Consider the following 17,256-nt stretch of genomic DNA (forward strand, 5'->3'; position numbering starts at 1 on the left):
GGCTTCTTCTTTTTTGGGGCTGTTAATAGGCGGGTGTGCCATACCCGTAAATCTCATAGTATCCCACGGGGTAGCTGTTCTGACGCACAGAGTCGCCAGAGTTGCCCTCCACCGTGTAGACGCGGCCATTCTCCACCTTCTCCACAATCCCCACATGGTCGGAAGAACCGTCCTGGCCTCCATCATCCCAGTCGAAAAAGATGATGTCGCCGGGGCGCGGCTCATAGCTGTTATCCTGCCACAGCCCGCGCTCCTTAAACCACGGGACGCCTTGGGACGCACAGGCTGCAAACTTTGGAATAACACCAGCGTCGATATAGCCGCACTCATTGGCACACCAGCTCACAAAGCAGGCGCACCATTCCACACGGTTGCCAAAGCCGTACCAGCTCCAATAGGGCGCACCGCCTGTGTTCCCCACCTGAGAGAGCGCCACGGTGACGATCTCGCCGTCGCCTCCGGTAATGCCGTAAAGCACCTGGCTCCAGAGGGAATTGTTCTCATCGGCCAGAAGCTCCGCCATCTGTTCCCGCTGATCTTCGTGAAAGCTGAACTGATCGGCCATTTCCTCCGCCGTCTTGTGGCTGACGGTGATATACAGATAGGTGCGAGTGACGGTGACTTCCGTTTCTACGATGTTCCCGTTCCCATCGTCTGAGGTTTCAATGATGGTTTCCGTCTGGGTAGAGGTGCTGGATGAGATTTCATTCATCTGCCAGAAAATATCCTTTAAGAGCTGCTTTTTGGAATCGTCCATGGTGGCCACTTCCTGGGCAGCGTCCGGGTCGGTGGTGATCTTGACGGCATACACCGCAAGCACCTCTTTCCAAACCGCCCGGCTGCCGGACATCTCCAGCACGTCGTAGGTGTGGGATGTTTTGATTTCCTCCAGCTTTTCCTCGTACTCGGCGTTGATCTCCTGCACCGCAGTCTGCATGGTCTGCCCGGTGCCGGAGTCCTCCCCGGAAAAGAAAATCCCAAAGCAGGAGCCGACAATCATGCCAATGAGGCAGATCACAATAATCACCAGCACCGCAACCCAGCCGCCCGCAGCGATGGCCGCAATCAGCGCCTTCGTTGCTGCTATGATGGCCTTCACCGCCGCGATGGTGGCCTTGACCGCCACCTTTGCCGCAGTCACAGCCGCTTTTGCCGCAGCGCGGGCAGCATGGGCGGCGGCTCTGGCGGCCCTTGCTGTGGCCTGGGCTGTTTTTTGAGCCGTTTTTGCTACTTGCTGGGTAGTCTTGATACTGGCTTTGGCTGTCTTTTCCGCTGTTTTAATGGATTTGCTGGCGGTTTTCACTGTCCCTTTGGCGGTAGAGGACGCCTGCTTGATGGTCTTGCGGCTCCTGTCCACGGTTTTAATGCTTTTCTGGCCCCGATCCAGGGTCTTGACAGCCCCGCGTTCCTGCCGGATGGCTTTCACCGGCTCTGAAATACGGTCTGCGGCCTGTCTGGTCTGCCTTGCCGCCTGCTTTTCCGCTTGTTTTTTCGGCTGTTCGGCTGCGGCCCTGCGCTTCTGGATGTTCTCCTTGACCTTGGAAATGTTCTCTTTGGTGGTCTTAACCCCTTTGCGGCCCTGCTTGTCAAATTGGTGGACAGCTTCACGGGCCGTATTCTCAACCCCGGAAGAAACACGGTCGGACGCATACTCGCCGGGAGAGCCTTCCTCTGCGTACAGGCCATGCTCGGCCTTGTCCTTGGTGCGGATATATGCTTCTTTCATCCGTTCCGAAGCAACCGCAGATTTATCAATCGCCTTGATCGTCTTTTCTGCAACACTCCTTGTCTTAATGCCCTTGCCCATAGGCTTCACCTCCTTCCCAGGGCGGGCGCGCCCTTATGCGTCAAGCAGCTTTGCCACCACAACCATCCTGCCGTTTGTCCGGGAATATTCACAGGTGGAAAGGGTGATGAGCTTGTCGCCATATTCCGCAGTCACGCCCGTATCATAAAGGGCCAGCGCCTTGCACTCTGCAATATACGCCTCAAAAGCCTCGGCGTTTTCAGCCTGGACAAAGTGGTAATACTTGAACCCCTCCCCGGAGTAGGCCACCGTCTTAAAGGCGGCGATCACCTCATACTCGCCAAAGCTGTCCAGCGTGTCAAAATGGATGGTCTTGTGTTCCCGGTAGAAATCCTCGCTTTCATACCTGCACAGGTCGGAGAACATCGAGCCGTTGTTCATGTGGTGGCCGTACAGCACCAGGTTGTCGGAAATGCCAATGTCGCAGTTTTCGGCCAGATAGGGCACGCCGTAGCTGCTGTACGATTTGTCAAAGGCGTGCTTATTTCAAACAGCTCAATATGTTTGTTGTACGTCAGTTTTCCAGTAAGATTAATACGAATTTTGTATCGCTTTCTGTCGTCTGTATTGTCCTGTTACTGGTCATCGGAATCTTTTCCACCGGGTACAGTATGCAGAACATCTTGTCAACGCAGCTGCGTACGGAAATACCATATGAATATTGTGTCATAGACTATAATAATGGTGAAACGGATACGATTTTAAGCCGACTGCCCTCTGAAATTAAGGACAGCAGCCTGATTGCGGACAGCTATGAATGTATGGAAGGGATCATGGCAGAGGGAAAGGCATATTATAAGGATTACGATGTTGAGATACCAGAAACATTGTCTGCTTATGGATATGGAGATAGTCCTCTGACATTTGTAAGCCTGTCAGATTATAATGGCATGCGTAAACTACAAGGCATGGACAGCGTTGATTTATTAGAAAACAATTATAGAATTTTATATAATAAAGAAAATGTTCGTGGACTTGCAGAACAATTTCATGATAAAAGTATCAATCTTACTATTGAGGAAAATGTACTTTCTCCGGTGAATGAAGCTGAAGAATTTACCATGTCAAATAGTGACATGGGCCAAATCATATTTGTAGTCGCAGATACATGGATGAAAAATATGAATGTCGATACGATGATATGGAATGTACAGTGCGTGAGTGAAGACGCAGCAAAAGAATTTGATACATTGCTGGATAATTATCAGGAAAAGAGCAAAAGAGAATGTGCCTTTGCCTATTATGTAGGAAAGCAGCAGGCATATGAATCCTCGGTCACTACAAAGGCAATCATAGCATTTCTGGCAATTTACCTTGGTATTGTATTTATGATAGCCTGTGCAGCAATCCTTGCTATTCAGCAGCTCTCCGAAGCCACTGACAATGTAGAACGATACAAGCTCCTAAAAAAACTGGGTGTAGAACACCGGGAACTGAATCGTGCACTGTTTATACAAATTCTCAGCTATTATCTGCTTCCACTTTTACTGGCTGTGATTCATTCAGTCGTCGGCTTGACGGTGGCAAGCCGTGAAGTTATTAAGGTGTTTGGAGATATGAATGTAGCATCCACGATCCTTGTAACATCAATATTTATTGTGTTCGTATATGGAAGTTATTTCCTGTTGACATATGTGGGAAGTAAAAGCGTTATTAACAAAGGATAGCAGAGGTAACTGTTGCATTGTATCTTTTGACTTGATTGAAAGGGACAAGCTGCGTCGGTATATTGAAAATCCGTATCTTTATTCACGGGTGCAGCATACGCAAACACTTCCACAGGAACAACGTGGGCTTACTATACCAGCGGAAATGAGTTCCTTATTTCCAAAATCCAGTATTCTTTGGCAAAAAAAGGCAGATCGGTATGTAACTTTTTTGCTGAGGGAAGAAGTGACAGAGGGGTTTCCTAATAACCTGCACGAACACTTATCGCATATTCAGGAATCACACCGTACCGGTGCAATCATCAGCCGCTTTTTGCTCTGTGCTCAGGAAAACGGAAAGACATATGATTTCTATAAGACGTTTGTAGAAATCATATGAAAGAGCAACATTTATAGCAACCGTGAAAGTACTGACCGGTTATGAATGAGTTTTAAGAAGACCGAAATTCAAAGCAAGATGGAGAGTTTCGGTCTTTGAATTATTTATATAAATTTCTCCACTGCTTTGACGGTTCCCGTTTACCGCAGTCATCACATGTCTGAGGCCAGTTAATTTTCCATTCAAAATATTCATCTTGGGTAATCTCGCCGGATTTCAGTTCTTCTTTTCTAATTGTCCATTCTTTCAAAAAATCATTAAGAATCCCATAATTAAACCACATGCCAACAGGTGGATGAGCAGGCCAGCTGTCGGAATTATGATAGCGGATAGCTGTATCGTCACTGGAATTTGATTTTTCGCCTGGATAAGTTTCTAGTTGAAAAAGATTGATCATGCCCGGATTAAATTCGTCAATCCAGAACAGGATTTCCATCAGTTCAGAAGCATTCATCGTAGTTGGTTCATGCAGTGTCAGTGGATTCACATCCAAAATCTTAGCCATTTCAGTAACCAGATCTTTACGGGGAACCCGGTAGTTGGTTTCGTATTGGGCAAGGCGGTTTGCCCCTTTATCGCCCCAGCCAAGAGCAGCACCGAGTTCAGCCTGTGTCATATTCCGGAATGTCCGGATTTTTTTTATTTTATCACCAATCGTCATATCAGATTTCCTGCTTTCTATTTGATAATTCCATTTTACTATCAAAATCTCAGAATGTAAACAGAAAGATTCGCAAATAAGCGAATAAAATACTTGACATTAACATTGAAGCGAAATATAATGACAGCATAATCAATATTCGCATAAAAGCGAATAAACAAGGTGGAGATAAAAAAATCAAATTTTTTTATGAAAAATATGACCTTATCGCCTCTGCCACGTGTGATTAGTAGAAGAAGGTTTTGAATAGGAAGTCAAGATCTTTTACGCACATTGAAAATTAAATGAGCTGTATAGGTACCCTTAGGGGATGAAAGGACAACACAGAGTTCCACCGCTGTACCAGAGAGTAGTATGTGGAAATCGAAGATACTCCGGCAACGGCTGGTATGCTCGAGAAGGAGCTGCCAGCATTCAGAAAAATTCTGATAGAGGTCAACTGTAACGTTGACGCCGCCTATACGAACGGAAGCCAACACGCCGAACAGAATGGAAAATCATCGAAAAATGCAATCAAAAAGTAGAATGTACTGACAACGGGCATAACCGCTGTCTGGGAGGTGATGCAGAAGAATACGGAGGAAAGGAGGTATGTGCATCATGAGAAAAACAACAGAGTATAAGGCTGAGAACCGTCTGACGGTAGATATTGAAGGATTAATGGCAATGTTATCCTGCGGAGAAGTAACTGCAAAGAAAATTGCAGATTATGCAGAAGCAAGAGTGATTGTTGGAAGACGAGTTCTTTATAACGTGGATAAGATAAAAAAATATCTTGATGCAATGGCAGTGTAATGAAAGATGAGAAGATAAAATACAACAGCTTTCCTTCGGAATGAAAAGTAAAAAAGGGAAAAATTCCTGTAAAATAGGCAAATAAAAATTAGCATTTTGCAGGAATTTACCCTTGGAAATCATAAAATATTATGTTAATCTGTGAGCAGATATCAGACAGTATATGACTGATACCGACAGGACAAAAATCATTCCGAATAACGAAAAATGAAGTGAAAGGAATGATTGATATGGCAAGAAAAGATAATAAAGGCAGAAATTTAAAAACAGGTGAATACCAGCGCCCGGATGGACGTTATGAGTATCGCTACAAGGATGAAATTACCGGAAAACGTAATTCGGTTTATGCAGCTGATCTGGCGAGTCTGCGAGAAATGGAAAAGAGGATTAATAAGGATATGGATGATCTGCTTATTACAGATGCATCAGTCAAGAAGCTGACCGTAAATACGTTGTTTGAGCGATACATGGCAACAAAGAATATCAAGGAAAGAACGAAAAAGAATTATATCCGTATGTGGGATTACCGGATACGAAATACTTTGGGAAACATTCGTGTTGTGGATTTTAAGACATCTCACGTAAGGACATTCTTTTCCGCATTGTCAGATGAAGGACTGGCACACAGTACGATCAAAGGTCTTTATGGTTTATTGAATCCCAGTTTTGAACTGGCAGTGGAAGACGGGATTATCCGTAAGAATCCGGTAACTGGAACACTTGGAGATTATGGGGCTCCGGCAAAGGAGAAAGAAGCACTGACACTGGAACAGCAGGAAAAACTTCTGAAGTTTGTTGAACAGAGTAATGTGTATAAGCCTCATCTTCCAATGATGCAGGTTATGTTTGGGGCTTGCCTGAGAGTGAAACCATCGGCTTAACCTGGTCAGATGTGGATATGAAGAACCGGGAGATCCATGTAGGTGGACAGCTTGTGTATTATGAAGGTGATGAAGGATATTGTTTCCATGATTCAGAAACCAAAACGGATGCAGGAATCAGAGATATTCCTATGACACAGATGGTATATGACGCGTTCCGTAAACAGAGAGAGCTGAACCTGATGCTTGGTTTACAGAGTAATGTGGAGATCGGTGGACGTAGTGGATTCATCTTCAATACAAAGCATGGACGTCCGATCATGCCGGCGGGAGTGAACAGCTTTCTGAAAAATATTGTCAATGCCTATAATAAGAAAGAAACCAAACTGGCAGAAGAAGAGAAGCGAGAGCTGGAGCTGATGCCTCCTATTTCATCGCATACCCTTCGTCATACGGGATGTACCAGATTGGGTGAAAACAACGTCAATCCAAAGGTCATGCAATATGTGATGGGACATTCAGATGCACAGATTACAATGAATGTCTACAATCATATTGCAGAGAAGTCTCACGTGGAAAACGAGATGTCTAAAATGAATCTGCCGGAAACCATACCTGCTGTGGTATAAACCAGAAGTCGTTGTCGTAAAATGTGGTAAGAAAATCAGACGAATATATTTTTTCAAGAATTTGTCGTAAAAATGTGGTCAAATCAAGAAAATCGAGTGCGAAAGCAAGTGAAAAATCCCTGTGAAGCCCGTAAAATCAAGGCTTCACAAATTCTTCACAAAATAATTAGCACTCACCTCTTGACAGTGCTAATAATAAATGGTATTGTTATATTTGTAGTAGAACAACAAACTCTAAACCGACAAAGGAGGTCTTTCTATGAATATAAATAAATTTACCCAGAATTCTATTCAGGCAGTCCAGAACTGCGAAAAAATTGCGTACGATTACGGCAATCAGGAGATTGCGCAGGAGCACCTGCTTTATGCGCTGGTAACGCAGAATGACAGTTTGATATTAAAATTACTTGAAAAAATGAATATACAGGGCGCCCTCTTTATAAATCGTGTGGAGGAAGCCTTGGCTAAACGTCCGAAGGTACAGGGCGGCCAGGTTTTTGTAGGGCAGGATCTGAATAACGTCCTGATCCATGCCGAGGATGAGGCGAAGCAGATGGGCGACGAGTACGTGTCCGTGGAGCATCTCTTCCTGGCTCTGTTAAAGTATGCCAGCAGGGAACTGAAAACACTGTACAAGGAGTTCGGCATCAACCGGAACAACTTTTTACAGGCGCTGTCCACCGTGCGGGGGAACCAGAAGGTGACCAGCGACAATCCGGAGGCGACCTACGATACGTTGAATAAGTACGGCCAGGATCTGGTAGAGCGTGCCAGGGACCAGAAGCTGGATCCGGTCATCGGCCGCGACGAGGAGATCCGTAATGTAGTCCGGATACTTTCACGTAAGACGAAGAATAATCCGGTTCTCATCGGCGAGCCCGGCGTTGGTAAGACGGCTGTAGTAGAGGGGCTGGCGCAGCGTATCGTCAGGGGTGACGTACCGGAAGGACTGAAGAATAAGACCATCTTCTCTCTGGACATGGGCGCCCTGGTTGCAGGGGCAAAATACAGAGGAGAATTCGAAGAGCGTCTGAAAGCGGTTCTGGAGGAAGTGAAGAACAGCGACGGACAGATTATTCTCTTTATCGATGAGCTGCACACAATTGTAGGCGCAGGCAAAACCGACGGCGCAATGGATGCAGGCAACATGCTGAAGCCAATGCTGGCACGAGGGGAACTGCACTGTATCGGTGCCACCACTCTGGATGAATACCGCCAGTATATTGAAAAAGATGCTGCGCTGGAACGCCGTTTCCAGCCGGTTATGGTAGAAGAGCCAACGGTGGAGGATGCAATCTCCATTTTGAGGGGCTTAAAGGAACGGTATGAAGTCTTCCACGGCGTAAAGATTACAGACAGCGCCCTAGTAGCGGCTGCGATGCTGTCTAACCGCTATATCTCCGACAGGTTCCTGCCCGACAAGGCGATTGACCTGGTGGATGAAGCATGCGCGCTGATCAAGACGGAGCTCGATTCCATGCCCACAGAGCTGGACGAACTGCGCCGCCGGATCATGCAGCTGGAGATCGAGGAAGAGGCGTTGAAGAAAGAGGAGGACCGTCTGAGCAAAGAACGTCTGGAACATCTGCAGGAAGAGCTGGCCGGTTTGAACGAGGAGTATGCGGGCAAGAAGGCGCAGTGGGATAATGAGAAGGCCTCCGTAGAAAGAGTCCAGAAGATCCGCGAAGAGATCGAGCAGGTGAACAAGGATATCCAGAAGGCACAGCGGGAGTATGACCTGAACCGGGCAGCGGAACTGCAGTACGGGCGGCTGCCGCAGCTGCAGAAACAGCTGGAAGAAGAGGAAGATAAGGTCAGGGAGAAAGAGCTGTCGTTGGTACACGAGGCCGTCACTGACGAAGAGATCGCTAAGATCATTTCCAGATGGACGGGAATCCCGGTAGCCAAGCTGAATGAGAGCGAGAGAAGCAAGACGCTCCATCTGGGCGATGAGCTGCATAGGCGCGTCATCGGACAGGATGAGGGCGTGGAACTGGTGACAGAGGCAATTATCCGCTCCAAAGCGGGTATTAAGGATCCGTCAAAACCGATTGGCTCCTTCCTGTTCCTTGGGCCTACCGGAGTTGGCAAGACGGAGCTTGCCAAGGCGCTGGCGGAGAGCCTGTTTGATGATGAGAACAACATGGTGCGTATCGATATGAGCGAGTATATGGAGAAGTTTTCCGTATCCAGGCTGATCGGGGCGCCTCCGGGATATGTAGGATATGACGAGGGCGGCCAGCTGACGGAAGCTGTCAGAAGGAAACCATATTCCGTTGTCTTATTTGATGAGATTGAGAAAGCCCACCCGGATGTGTTCAATGTGCTTCTGCAGGTGCTGGACGATGGGCGTATCACGGATTCCCAGGGGCGGACCGTGGACTTTAAGAATACGATTCTGATTATGACCTCCAACCTGGGAGCCAATTATCTGCTGGAGGGAATCGGGGAAGACGGAACCATAGACGCGGCGAGCCAGGAGATGGTAATGAACGAACTGCGCGCACGGTTCAGACCGGAATTTTTGAACCGTTTGGATGAAATCATTATGTTTAAGCCATTGACGAAAAACAATATTTATGCCATCATTGACTTATTAACAGCAGATGTCAACAAGAGGCTTGCCGATAAAGAACTTTCAATCGAAGTGACAGATGAGGCCAGAAATTACATCGTTGAGGGCGGATATGACCCGATGTACGGTGCAAGGCCGCTGAAGAGATATCTGCAGAAGAATGTAGAGACACTGGCGGCAAAATTGATCCTGGCGGGAAATGTAGGAAGAGGAGATGCTATCTTAATCGATGTTGCCGGCGGAAAATTAGAAGCACGTGTGAAAGGACAGCTGGTTTCATGACACCCATCATTTTCCATATCGATGTCAATTCCGCATATCTGAGCTGGACGGCGGTAGAACAACTGAAACATGGTGCAAAGCAGGACATGAGGCTTGTGCCGGCCATTATAGGCGGTGACCAGAAGGCGCGCCGGGGTGTGGTGCTGGCCAAGTCCATTCCTGCAAAAAAATGCGGCATTCGCACGGGGGAACCTGTTGCGAATGCCTTTCGTAAGTGTCCGAATCTGGTGATGGCGCCGCCTGATCATAAGATGTACAGGGAAAAAAGTGCACGGCTGATGGAGTACCTGAAGGCATTTACAACCGAGATCGAGCAGGTCAGTGTGGATGAGTGCTATGTGGATTTTACGGGGATTGCATGGAAATATCCGTCTCCCATAGATGCGGCACTGGTGATCAAGGACGGGATAAAAGAAAAGTTCGGGTTTACCGTCAACATTGGGATTTCCTCAAATAAACTGCTTGCGAAGATGGCATCCGATTTTGAGAAGCCGGACAAGGTGCACACCCTGTTTCCCGAAGAAATCCGGATAAAAATGTGGCCGCTGCCCATCGGGGAACTTTATATGGCGGGGCGTTCCAGCGTGGAGACACTGAAAAAGCTGGAGATATACACCATTGGGGACCTGGCGCAGGCAGATCCGGAATTGATCAGCCTCCATATGAAAAGCCACGGGCGGATGCTGTGGGAGTTTGCCAATGGAATTGATGATTCCCGTGTACAGTCGGAGCAGGCGGAGGCAAAGGGGATCGGTAATTCCACAACGCTGCCGGAGAATGCCGAGACAGCGGAGGAAGCGAAGGCAGTTCTGCACGAACTGGCGCAAAGTGTGGGGAGGCGCCTTAGAAAAGCCGGCCAGAAGGCCAATATGGTCAGTATGGAGATCAAATACCATGACTTTCAGCGTATTTCCCATCAGATGCAGCTGGACAAGCCTTCCCATGAAGACGAAGTACTGTATGAGGCTGCCTGCAGGCTGTTTGACGAGACGTGGGATGGAGAACCGATCCGTCTTCTCGGAATTCGAACGGCAAAGCTTGTCGTTGCGTCCGAACCGGTGCAGCTTTCCATCTTTGATATTGAGATGCCGAAGCCTCCGGATGAAAAGCACCGAAAGCTGAATCAGGCGATGGAGGAGATACGGGCGAAATACGGAAAAGATGCGGTGGTAAAGGCGAGCCTGATGAAAAAGGGCGGCGTACAGAAAAAAGGAACACGAAAAGACGGAAACAGCGCCGGAGACGGGGAGAACGGCGGCAGGAAGAAAGATACAGGAAGTAAAATATGAAGAACAAGAACTACAACATGGAACTGATCAGAACCGTCTCATTTGTGATGGTTATTATCATACACGTTACCAATTATTTTTGCAGGGCATACACGGAAATAGGCAGGGGAGAATATCTGTTTTCCCTGCTGCTGGATACTGCGTCCAGGGTCAGTGTGCCCTGCTTTTTCATGCTCAGCGGAGCCCTGCTGCTGGGACGGTCGGAAAGTCTGCGTAAGAACGGGAAACGTCTGCTGCGTTTTTTTATCGTACTGGTATTTTGGAGCATTGTTTATTATTTCTTTAATATATATTATATGGAGACGCCTTATGATCTGCGGGATCTGCTTTATATTCCCACGGAGCCGCATCTGTGGTACCTGTATGCGATGATTCCCATTTACCTGGTGCTGCCCTTTTTCCAGATCATGTGCAGGGGGATGAATGCCAGGATGGATAAAGCGTTTTTGCTGATGGGCAGCCTCGCGGCAGTATTTATGTACTTTTCTTCACTTCTGCATGAGGAGCCGTATTATGATCTGCCGATCATCGGGGACAGGGTGTATGCGTTTTATTTTTTTCTTGGATATCTTATCCATAAATACCGGGAAAAACTAAAGGGCAGGGAACCGCTGCTCCTCGGGGTATTTCTGGGAAGTACGGCATTGAATCTGGCGCTGACCGCCTGGAAGTCGTCCGCTCAAGGGGAGCACTTTGAGCGGTTTCTGGAATATGGATGCCCGCTGGTGATCACGGCGGGAGGCGCTTTTTTTGCTTTTATGATCCTGCTTGGCGGCGGAAATATCAGGTTGAAGGAGAGGACAAAAAGGGCGGTGGATACCTGGTGCGCAAGCTCTTTTGGAATCTATCTGATCCATATACTATTTCTGGATACTTATAAAAAATATGTGGATCCGGGGCAGATCAGCGCATGGACTGCCGTGCCCGGACTGACAGCAGGCATATTGATCCTTTCCTTTGTTTGCATACACTTCATACGAAAATTGCCGTTTGGCAAGTATATTTCATAAAGAATTCACAGGAGAATTTTGCAACCGGAGGCTGTTTGTGTTATTCTATGGTAGGTAAGTTTTTTCAGTACATCGTAAAATTACGTCCGGGAAGCGGGCGTCAATTGGACAGACGATGTACCAGTCAGGAGGAGTATACATGAAACTGAATCAGTTATTAGAACGTTTAGAATACGAAGTCGTACAGGGAAGTGATGAGGCAGAGATTACCACATTCATCAATGATTCCAGAAAAGTAGAAGAGGGGTCCGCATTTGTCTGCATCAGCGGAGCCGTTGTGGACGGACACGATTTTATCGGTGAAGTGGCCGGCAAAGGGGCGGCAGCCGTGATTGTGGAACGGGAGGCGGATGCGCCGGAGGGAATGACCGTGATCCGGGTAAGGGATACCCGCTATGCGCTGGCGCTGATGTCGGCCGCTTATTTTGGTTATCCGGCGGATAAGATGAAGATTATCGGAATTACCGGAACAAAGGGGAAGACTACAACAACTTATTTGATCAAGTCCATTTTGGAAAGGGTTGGCCATAAAGTGGGGTTGATCGGAACCATAGAGGCAATTATAGGGGATGAGAAGATCCCGGCCGCGAACACGACTCCGGAATCCTATACGATCCATCAGTACTTTGCAAAAATGGTGGAAGCAGGCTGCGACTGCGTTGTGATGGAGGTGTCTTCCCAGGGCCTGATGCTGCACAGGACCGCTGGGATCGACTTTGAAATCGGAATTTTCACCAATCTGGGCAGAGACCATATTGGGCCCAATGAGCATAAGGATTTTGAGGATTATAAGAGATGCAAAGGGCTTTTGTTCCAGCAGTGCAGGCTGGGTATAGCCAACGTGGACGACGAATATTTTGCAGATGTCTTTTCTAAGGCAACGTGCAGGGTGGAGACCTTTGGGTTTTCCGAAAAAGCGGATCTGCGTGCAGAAGATACGCATCTTGTGTCCAGGCCGGGGTACCTGGGAGTCGCCTATCATGCGGCAGGACTTATGGATTTCGATGTGGAGATCGATATTCCGGGCAAGTTCAGTGTTTACAATTCACTGACTGCCATTGCCGTGTGCAGGCATTTCCAGGTGCCCGGGGAACAGATTCAAAAGGCTCTGAAGGAGGCCAATGTAAAGGGGCGCATTGAGATGATCCCGGTGTCGGATGAGTTTACGCTGATGATCGACTATGCCCACAACGCCATGAGCCTGGAAAGCCTTCTTACAACGCTGAAGGAATATGAGCCGGCGCGGCTTGTCTGCCTGTTTGGCTGCGGAGGCAACCGTTCCAGGGATCGCCGTTATGAGATGGGGGAAGTGTCCGGAAGGCTGGCGGATCTCTCCATTATCACTTCCGACAATCCGAGATTTGAGGAACCCCAGGCGATTATAGATGATATTAAAACGGGGATACAAAGGACTGACGGGAAATATGTGGAGATCTGTGACAGAAAAGAGGCAATCAAATATGCGATTGAGCATGGACAGCGCGGCGATGTGATTGTGCTGGCCGGGAAGGGCCATGAGGATTATCAGGAAATCAAAGGTGTAAAGTATCCCATGGATGAGCGTGTGCTGATCCGGGAAATTCTGGAAGAATTAAAGTAGGTGAATACATTTCATGTATGCGAATATTATCGTAGACATTACACATGAAAAACTGGATAAGATATTTCAATACAGAGTCCCCTCCCGTCTGGAAGGGGAACTTTCTGTTGGGATGGAAGTACGGGTGCCGTTTGGCCGGGGGAACCGGGAGACGAAGGGGTACGTCATCGGCCTGACAACGCGCTGTAATTATGAGGAATCCAAAGTAAAAGAGCTTCTGGATATCTCCAGGAGCGGCGTGGCAATAGAAGGAAAGCTTGTGGCACTGGCGGCTTGGATGAAGGAGCAGTACGGAGGAACTATGATCCAGTCCTTAAAGACCGTGCTGCCCATCAAGCAGAAGGAAAATGCCAGGGTGAAAAAGCGGGTCCGCCTTCTGTTGGACGAGGAGGACGGCAGGAAGAAGCTTGAGCACTATCTCGAAAAGAATCAGCGGGCAAGGGCAAGGCTGATGGCCGCCCTTCTGGATGACCATGTGCTGGACTATGAACTGGTGTCCCGGAAACTGAATATCACCCTTGCTGTTGTACGGGCGTTGGAGGAACAGGGAGTTCTTGCACTGGAGACAGAGCAGGTATACCGCAATCCGGTGAAAGGGAAAAGAGAAGCGTGCAGCATCACTTTTACCGAAGAACAGCGGCATGCGGTGGATGTATTCTGGAAAGACTATGAACAGGAGAATTACGGCACATACCTGCTATATGGGGTGACAGGCAGCGGAAAGACGGAAGTGTATATCGAAATGATACGCAGGGCGGCGGCCCGCGGGAAACAGGCCATCGTGCTGATCCCGGAGATTGCGCTGACCTATCAGACGGTGATGCGGTTTTACCGGAGTTTTGGAGACCGGGTGTCGATCATGAATTCCAGACTCTCGGCGGGAGAGCGCTATGACCAGATGATGCGGGCAAAAGAAGGCGGCATCGATGTGATGATCGGTCCCCGCTCCGCACTATTTACCCCGTTTCCAAACCTGGGGCTGATCGTGATAGACGAAGAGCATGAGACTACGTATAAAAGCGAGCAGGTGCCCCGGTATCATGCGAGGGAGACTGCGATAGAGAGGGCGGCAATGGAGGGAGCCAGTGTGGTCCTGGGATCGGCAACCCCGTCCCTGGAGGCGATGTACCGTGCAAAATGCGGGGAGTTCTGCCTGCTGGAGATGCCGAACCGATCCGGGATGCAGGATATGGCGGAGGTCTCCACCGTGGATCTGCGGGAAGAGATCAAAGAGGGCAACCGGTCGATTCTGAGCAGAAAACTGCAGGATATGATCGCGGATCGCCTGGAGAAGAGAGAGCAGATCATGCTGTTTTTGAACCGCCGGGGATATGCAGGATTTGTCTCGTGCAGGGAATGCGGACATGTAATCAAATGCCCTCACTGCGATGTGTCTCTTTCGTCCCACCGCAACGGGAAGCTGGTTTGCCACTATTGTGGGTACGAGGAACGCAAAGCGCCTGTCTGCCCTGAATGCGGCTCCCGCCATATCGGGGAATTCCGGGCAGGGACACAGCAGATCGAGGAGCTGGTGAAAACCCAGTTTCCGGAGGCGAGAGTGCTGCGGATGGATATGGATACTACGCGGCAGAAGGACGGGCATGAAAAGATTCTGGCGGCATTTGCCAATGAAGAGGCCGATATTCTTGTGGGAACCCAGATGATCGTAAAGGGGCATGATTTTCCGAATGTGACGCTGGTCGGTGTGCTGGCTGCGGATATGTCCCTGTATGCGGATGATTACCGGGCGGGGGAGAGGACCTTCCAGCTTCTGACCCAGGCTGTGGGAAGGGCTGGCCGCGGAAAGAAAAAAGGCGAGGCCGTGATTCAGACCTACAGCCCGGAACACTATGGAATTGTGACAGCGGCGGCACAGGATTACGAGGCGTTTTATGCGGAGGAGATCCGCTACCGGGAGCTGATGGGATATCCGCCCGCGGAGAACCTGCTGGCAGTGCTGGTGAGCTGTGGGGATGAACCTCTTCTGGAAAAGGGATGCGGATATCTCAAGGAGTATGCGCTGCGCATTAAAAAAGGCGGGAGCATGGAGATCATCGGTCCGGCGAGCCCGGGGATTGGAAAAATCAACGATGTGTATCGTAAAGTGCTCTATCTCAAATCAGAAAGATATGATACACTGGTAAAGATGAAAAACTATCTGGAACAATACATTGAGGTGAATCCGGGATTTCAGAAGATGAGGATCCAGTTCGATTTTAATCCGATGAATGTATTTTGAGTTTTAGAGGTTCAAAGAATAGAGAAAAGAAAAAAGAAGAAGAATAGAAACAGGGAGGATATTATGGCAATCAGAGATGTAAGAGTGATTGGGGATGAAATTTTAACAAAGAAATGCAAAGAAGTAACAAAAATGACTCTGCGTACAAAAATGCTTATCGGAGATATGTTTGATACGATGTATGAAAAGAATGGAGTGGGACTTGCTGCCTCCCAGGTTGGAGTTCTTAAGAATATTGTAACCATCGATGTAGGGGAAGGCCCGATCGTGTTGATCAATCCGGAGATACTGGAGACTTCCGGCGAGCAGACCGGTGAAGAGGGATGCCTGAGTGTTCCCGGAAAATGGGGGATTGTGACCAGGCCGGATTATGTGAAAGTACGGGCTTTGAATGAAGATATGGAAGAGTTTGAGATGGAGGGCGAGGGCCTTCTGGCGAGGGCTTTCTGCCATGAAATCGCGCATTTGTCAGGGGAATTGTATGTAGATAAAGTAGAAGACGGACTTCATGATGTGACATATGAGGAGGAAGAAGAGTAAGATGAGAGTGATATTTATGGGGACTCCTGATTTTGCTGTTGGTACTCTGGAGTCGCTTGTCCAGGCAGGACATGATGTCTGCCTGGCTGTGACCCAGCCTGACAAGCCAAGGGGCAGAGGCAAAGAAATGCAGTTTACGCCGGTAAAAGAAGCGGCAGAAAAGCATGGGATACCGGTATATCAGCCGGCAAAGGTCCGGCAGCCGGAATGTGTGGCAGCGCTGCGGGGATACAAGGCGGATGTCATTGTGGTTGTGGCTTTTGGACAGATCCTTCCGAAGGAGATACTGGACATGACTCCGTACGGCTGTATTAATGTTCATGCGTCGCTGCTCCCGAAATACAGAGGTGCGGCGCCGATCCAGTGGTCCATTCTCTGCGGGGAAGAGGTGACGGGCGTCACGACGATGCAGATGGATGAAGGGCTGGATACGGGGGACATGATCCTGAAAACAGAGGTGCCGATTACGGAGGAGGAAACAGGGGAAAGCCTGCACGACAAACTGGCTGCGGCCGGTGCAGCGCTCTGCGTGGAGACACTGGAGGCGCTGGAGGACGGTACCGCAGTTTTCAAGCATCAGGGTGAGAGTCCGACTCCTTATGCAAAGATGCTGGATAAGAAGATGGGAAATATTGACTGGGGCCAGCCGGCCGTCCGGATCGAGAGACTGGTACGGGGGCTGAATTCCTGGCCAAGCGCCTATACGCACTGGGGAGAAAAAGTGCTGAAGATCTGGAAGGCGAAAGCGGAACCGCAGAAAGAGAAGGGCGGCGCTGCTTCACCCGGAACAGTTTTGGAAGTGGGAAAAGACTCTTTCACAGTGCAGACGGGCGGGGGAATTCTGCGGATCAGCGAGCTGCAGATTCCTGGTAAAAAACGAATGGAGGCAAGTGCATTTCTGAGGGGTTATACACTGGAAACCGGCACCGTATTTAACTGCGGTTCAGAATGACCGAACCCAT

At 48.8% G+C, this 17,256-nt stretch carries 14 protein-coding genes and 1 pseudogene; 12 read left to right on the plus strand and 3 right to left on the minus strand.

The window, feature by feature from the left end:
* Positions 1-22: 22 nt before the first annotated feature.
* Together MWG26_RS05595 and MWG26_RS05600 are read right to left on the minus strand one after the other, a co-directional pair.
* The gene (locus MWG26_RS05595) at positions 23-1,807 is read right to left on the minus strand and encodes a CHAP domain-containing protein (protein WP_117440759.1); all 1,785 of its coding nucleotides are present in this window, start codon (positions 1,805-1,807) and stop codon (positions 23-25) included.
* Between the two features lie 33 nt (positions 1,808-1,840).
* Complete coding sequence (locus tag MWG26_RS05600; protein WP_434062676.1) at positions 1,841-2,254, minus strand: class B sortase; 414 nt, start codon at positions 2,252-2,254, stop codon at positions 1,841-1,843.
* Between the two features lie 53 nt (positions 2,255-2,307).
* Between MWG26_RS05600 and MWG26_RS05605 the strand changes: the two genes are divergently transcribed.
* Both MWG26_RS05605 and MWG26_RS05610 read left to right on the plus strand, forming a co-directional pair.
* On the plus strand, positions 2,308-3,474 hold the full coding sequence (locus MWG26_RS05605) for a hypothetical protein (protein WP_181969565.1): 1,167 nt from the start codon (positions 2,308-2,310) through the stop codon (positions 3,472-3,474).
* 211 nt (positions 3,475-3,685) lie between these two features.
* A complete protein-coding gene (locus MWG26_RS05610; protein WP_242854666.1) occupies positions 3,686-3,853 on the plus strand; it encodes a hypothetical protein in 168 nt (55 codons plus the stop codon).
* 100 nt (positions 3,854-3,953) lie between these two features.
* On the opposite strand, the gene MWG26_RS05615 is transcribed toward MWG26_RS05610, so the two are convergent.
* On the minus strand, positions 3,954-4,514 hold the full coding sequence (locus MWG26_RS05615) for a helix-turn-helix domain-containing protein (RefSeq protein ID WP_025655075.1): 561 nt from the start codon (positions 4,512-4,514) through the stop codon (positions 3,954-3,956).
* 356 nt (positions 4,515-4,870) lie between these two features.
* On the opposite strand from MWG26_RS05615, the gene MWG26_RS05620 reads away from it, so the two are divergent.
* The 10 genes and pseudogenes from MWG26_RS05620 to fmt all read left to right on the plus strand — a co-directional run bounded on the left by MWG26_RS05620 (position 4,871) and on the right by fmt (position 17,246).
* Positions 4,871-5,038, plus strand: a complete 168-nt coding sequence (locus MWG26_RS05620; protein WP_162149255.1) for a hypothetical protein — start codon at positions 4,871-4,873, stop codon at positions 5,036-5,038.
* Positions 5,039-5,114: 76 nt separating this feature from the next.
* Positions 5,115-5,309, plus strand: a complete 195-nt coding sequence (locus tag MWG26_RS05625; RefSeq protein WP_002578394.1) for a hypothetical protein — start codon at positions 5,115-5,117, stop codon at positions 5,307-5,309.
* 230 nt (positions 5,310-5,539) lie between these two features.
* Positions 5,540-6,759 (plus strand): annotated as a pseudogene (locus MWG26_RS23005) (tyrosine-type recombinase/integrase).
* A 259-nt stretch (positions 6,760-7,018) separates the two neighbouring features.
* Entirely contained in the window at positions 7,019-9,616 is a 2,598-nt protein-coding gene (gene clpB / locus MWG26_RS05635) for an ATP-dependent chaperone ClpB (protein WP_025655077.1), read from the plus strand.
* Positions 9,613-10,905: a DNA polymerase Y family protein gene (locus tag MWG26_RS05640; RefSeq protein ID WP_025655078.1), complete on the plus strand. Its 1,293-nt coding sequence runs from the start codon at positions 9,613-9,615 to the stop codon at positions 10,903-10,905. Before clpB ends, MWG26_RS05640 begins: the two co-directional genes overlap by 4 nt.
* Positions 10,902-11,915, plus strand: coding sequence for an acyltransferase (locus MWG26_RS05645; protein WP_025655079.1), 1,014 nt, complete (start codon positions 10,902-10,904; stop codon positions 11,913-11,915). Before MWG26_RS05640 ends, MWG26_RS05645 begins: the two co-directional genes overlap by 4 nt.
* Before the next feature lie 139 nt (positions 11,916-12,054).
* A complete protein-coding gene (locus MWG26_RS05650; protein WP_025655080.1) occupies positions 12,055-13,515 on the plus strand; it encodes a UDP-N-acetylmuramoyl-L-alanyl-D-glutamate--2,6-diaminopimelate ligase in 1,461 nt (486 codons plus the stop codon).
* A gap of 13 nt (positions 13,516-13,528) precedes the next feature.
* Positions 13,529-15,754: a replication restart helicase PriA gene (gene priA / locus MWG26_RS05655; protein WP_025655081.1), complete on the plus strand. Its 2,226-nt coding sequence runs from the start codon at positions 13,529-13,531 to the stop codon at positions 15,752-15,754.
* A gap of 63 nt (positions 15,755-15,817) precedes the next feature.
* Positions 15,818-16,294: a peptide deformylase gene (gene def / locus MWG26_RS05660; protein WP_025655082.1), complete on the plus strand. Its 477-nt coding sequence runs from the start codon at positions 15,818-15,820 to the stop codon at positions 16,292-16,294.
* Position 16,295: 1 nt separating this feature from the next.
* Positions 16,296-17,246, plus strand: coding sequence for a methionyl-tRNA formyltransferase (fmt, locus tag MWG26_RS05665; RefSeq protein WP_025655083.1), 951 nt, complete (start codon positions 16,296-16,298; stop codon positions 17,244-17,246).
* Positions 17,247-17,256 lie beyond the last annotated feature (10 nt).

Origin of the sequence: Faecalicatena contorta (assembly GCF_022835095.1) — a bacterium.
GTDB lineage: Bacteria > Bacillota > Clostridia > Lachnospirales > Lachnospiraceae > Faecalicatena > Faecalicatena contorta.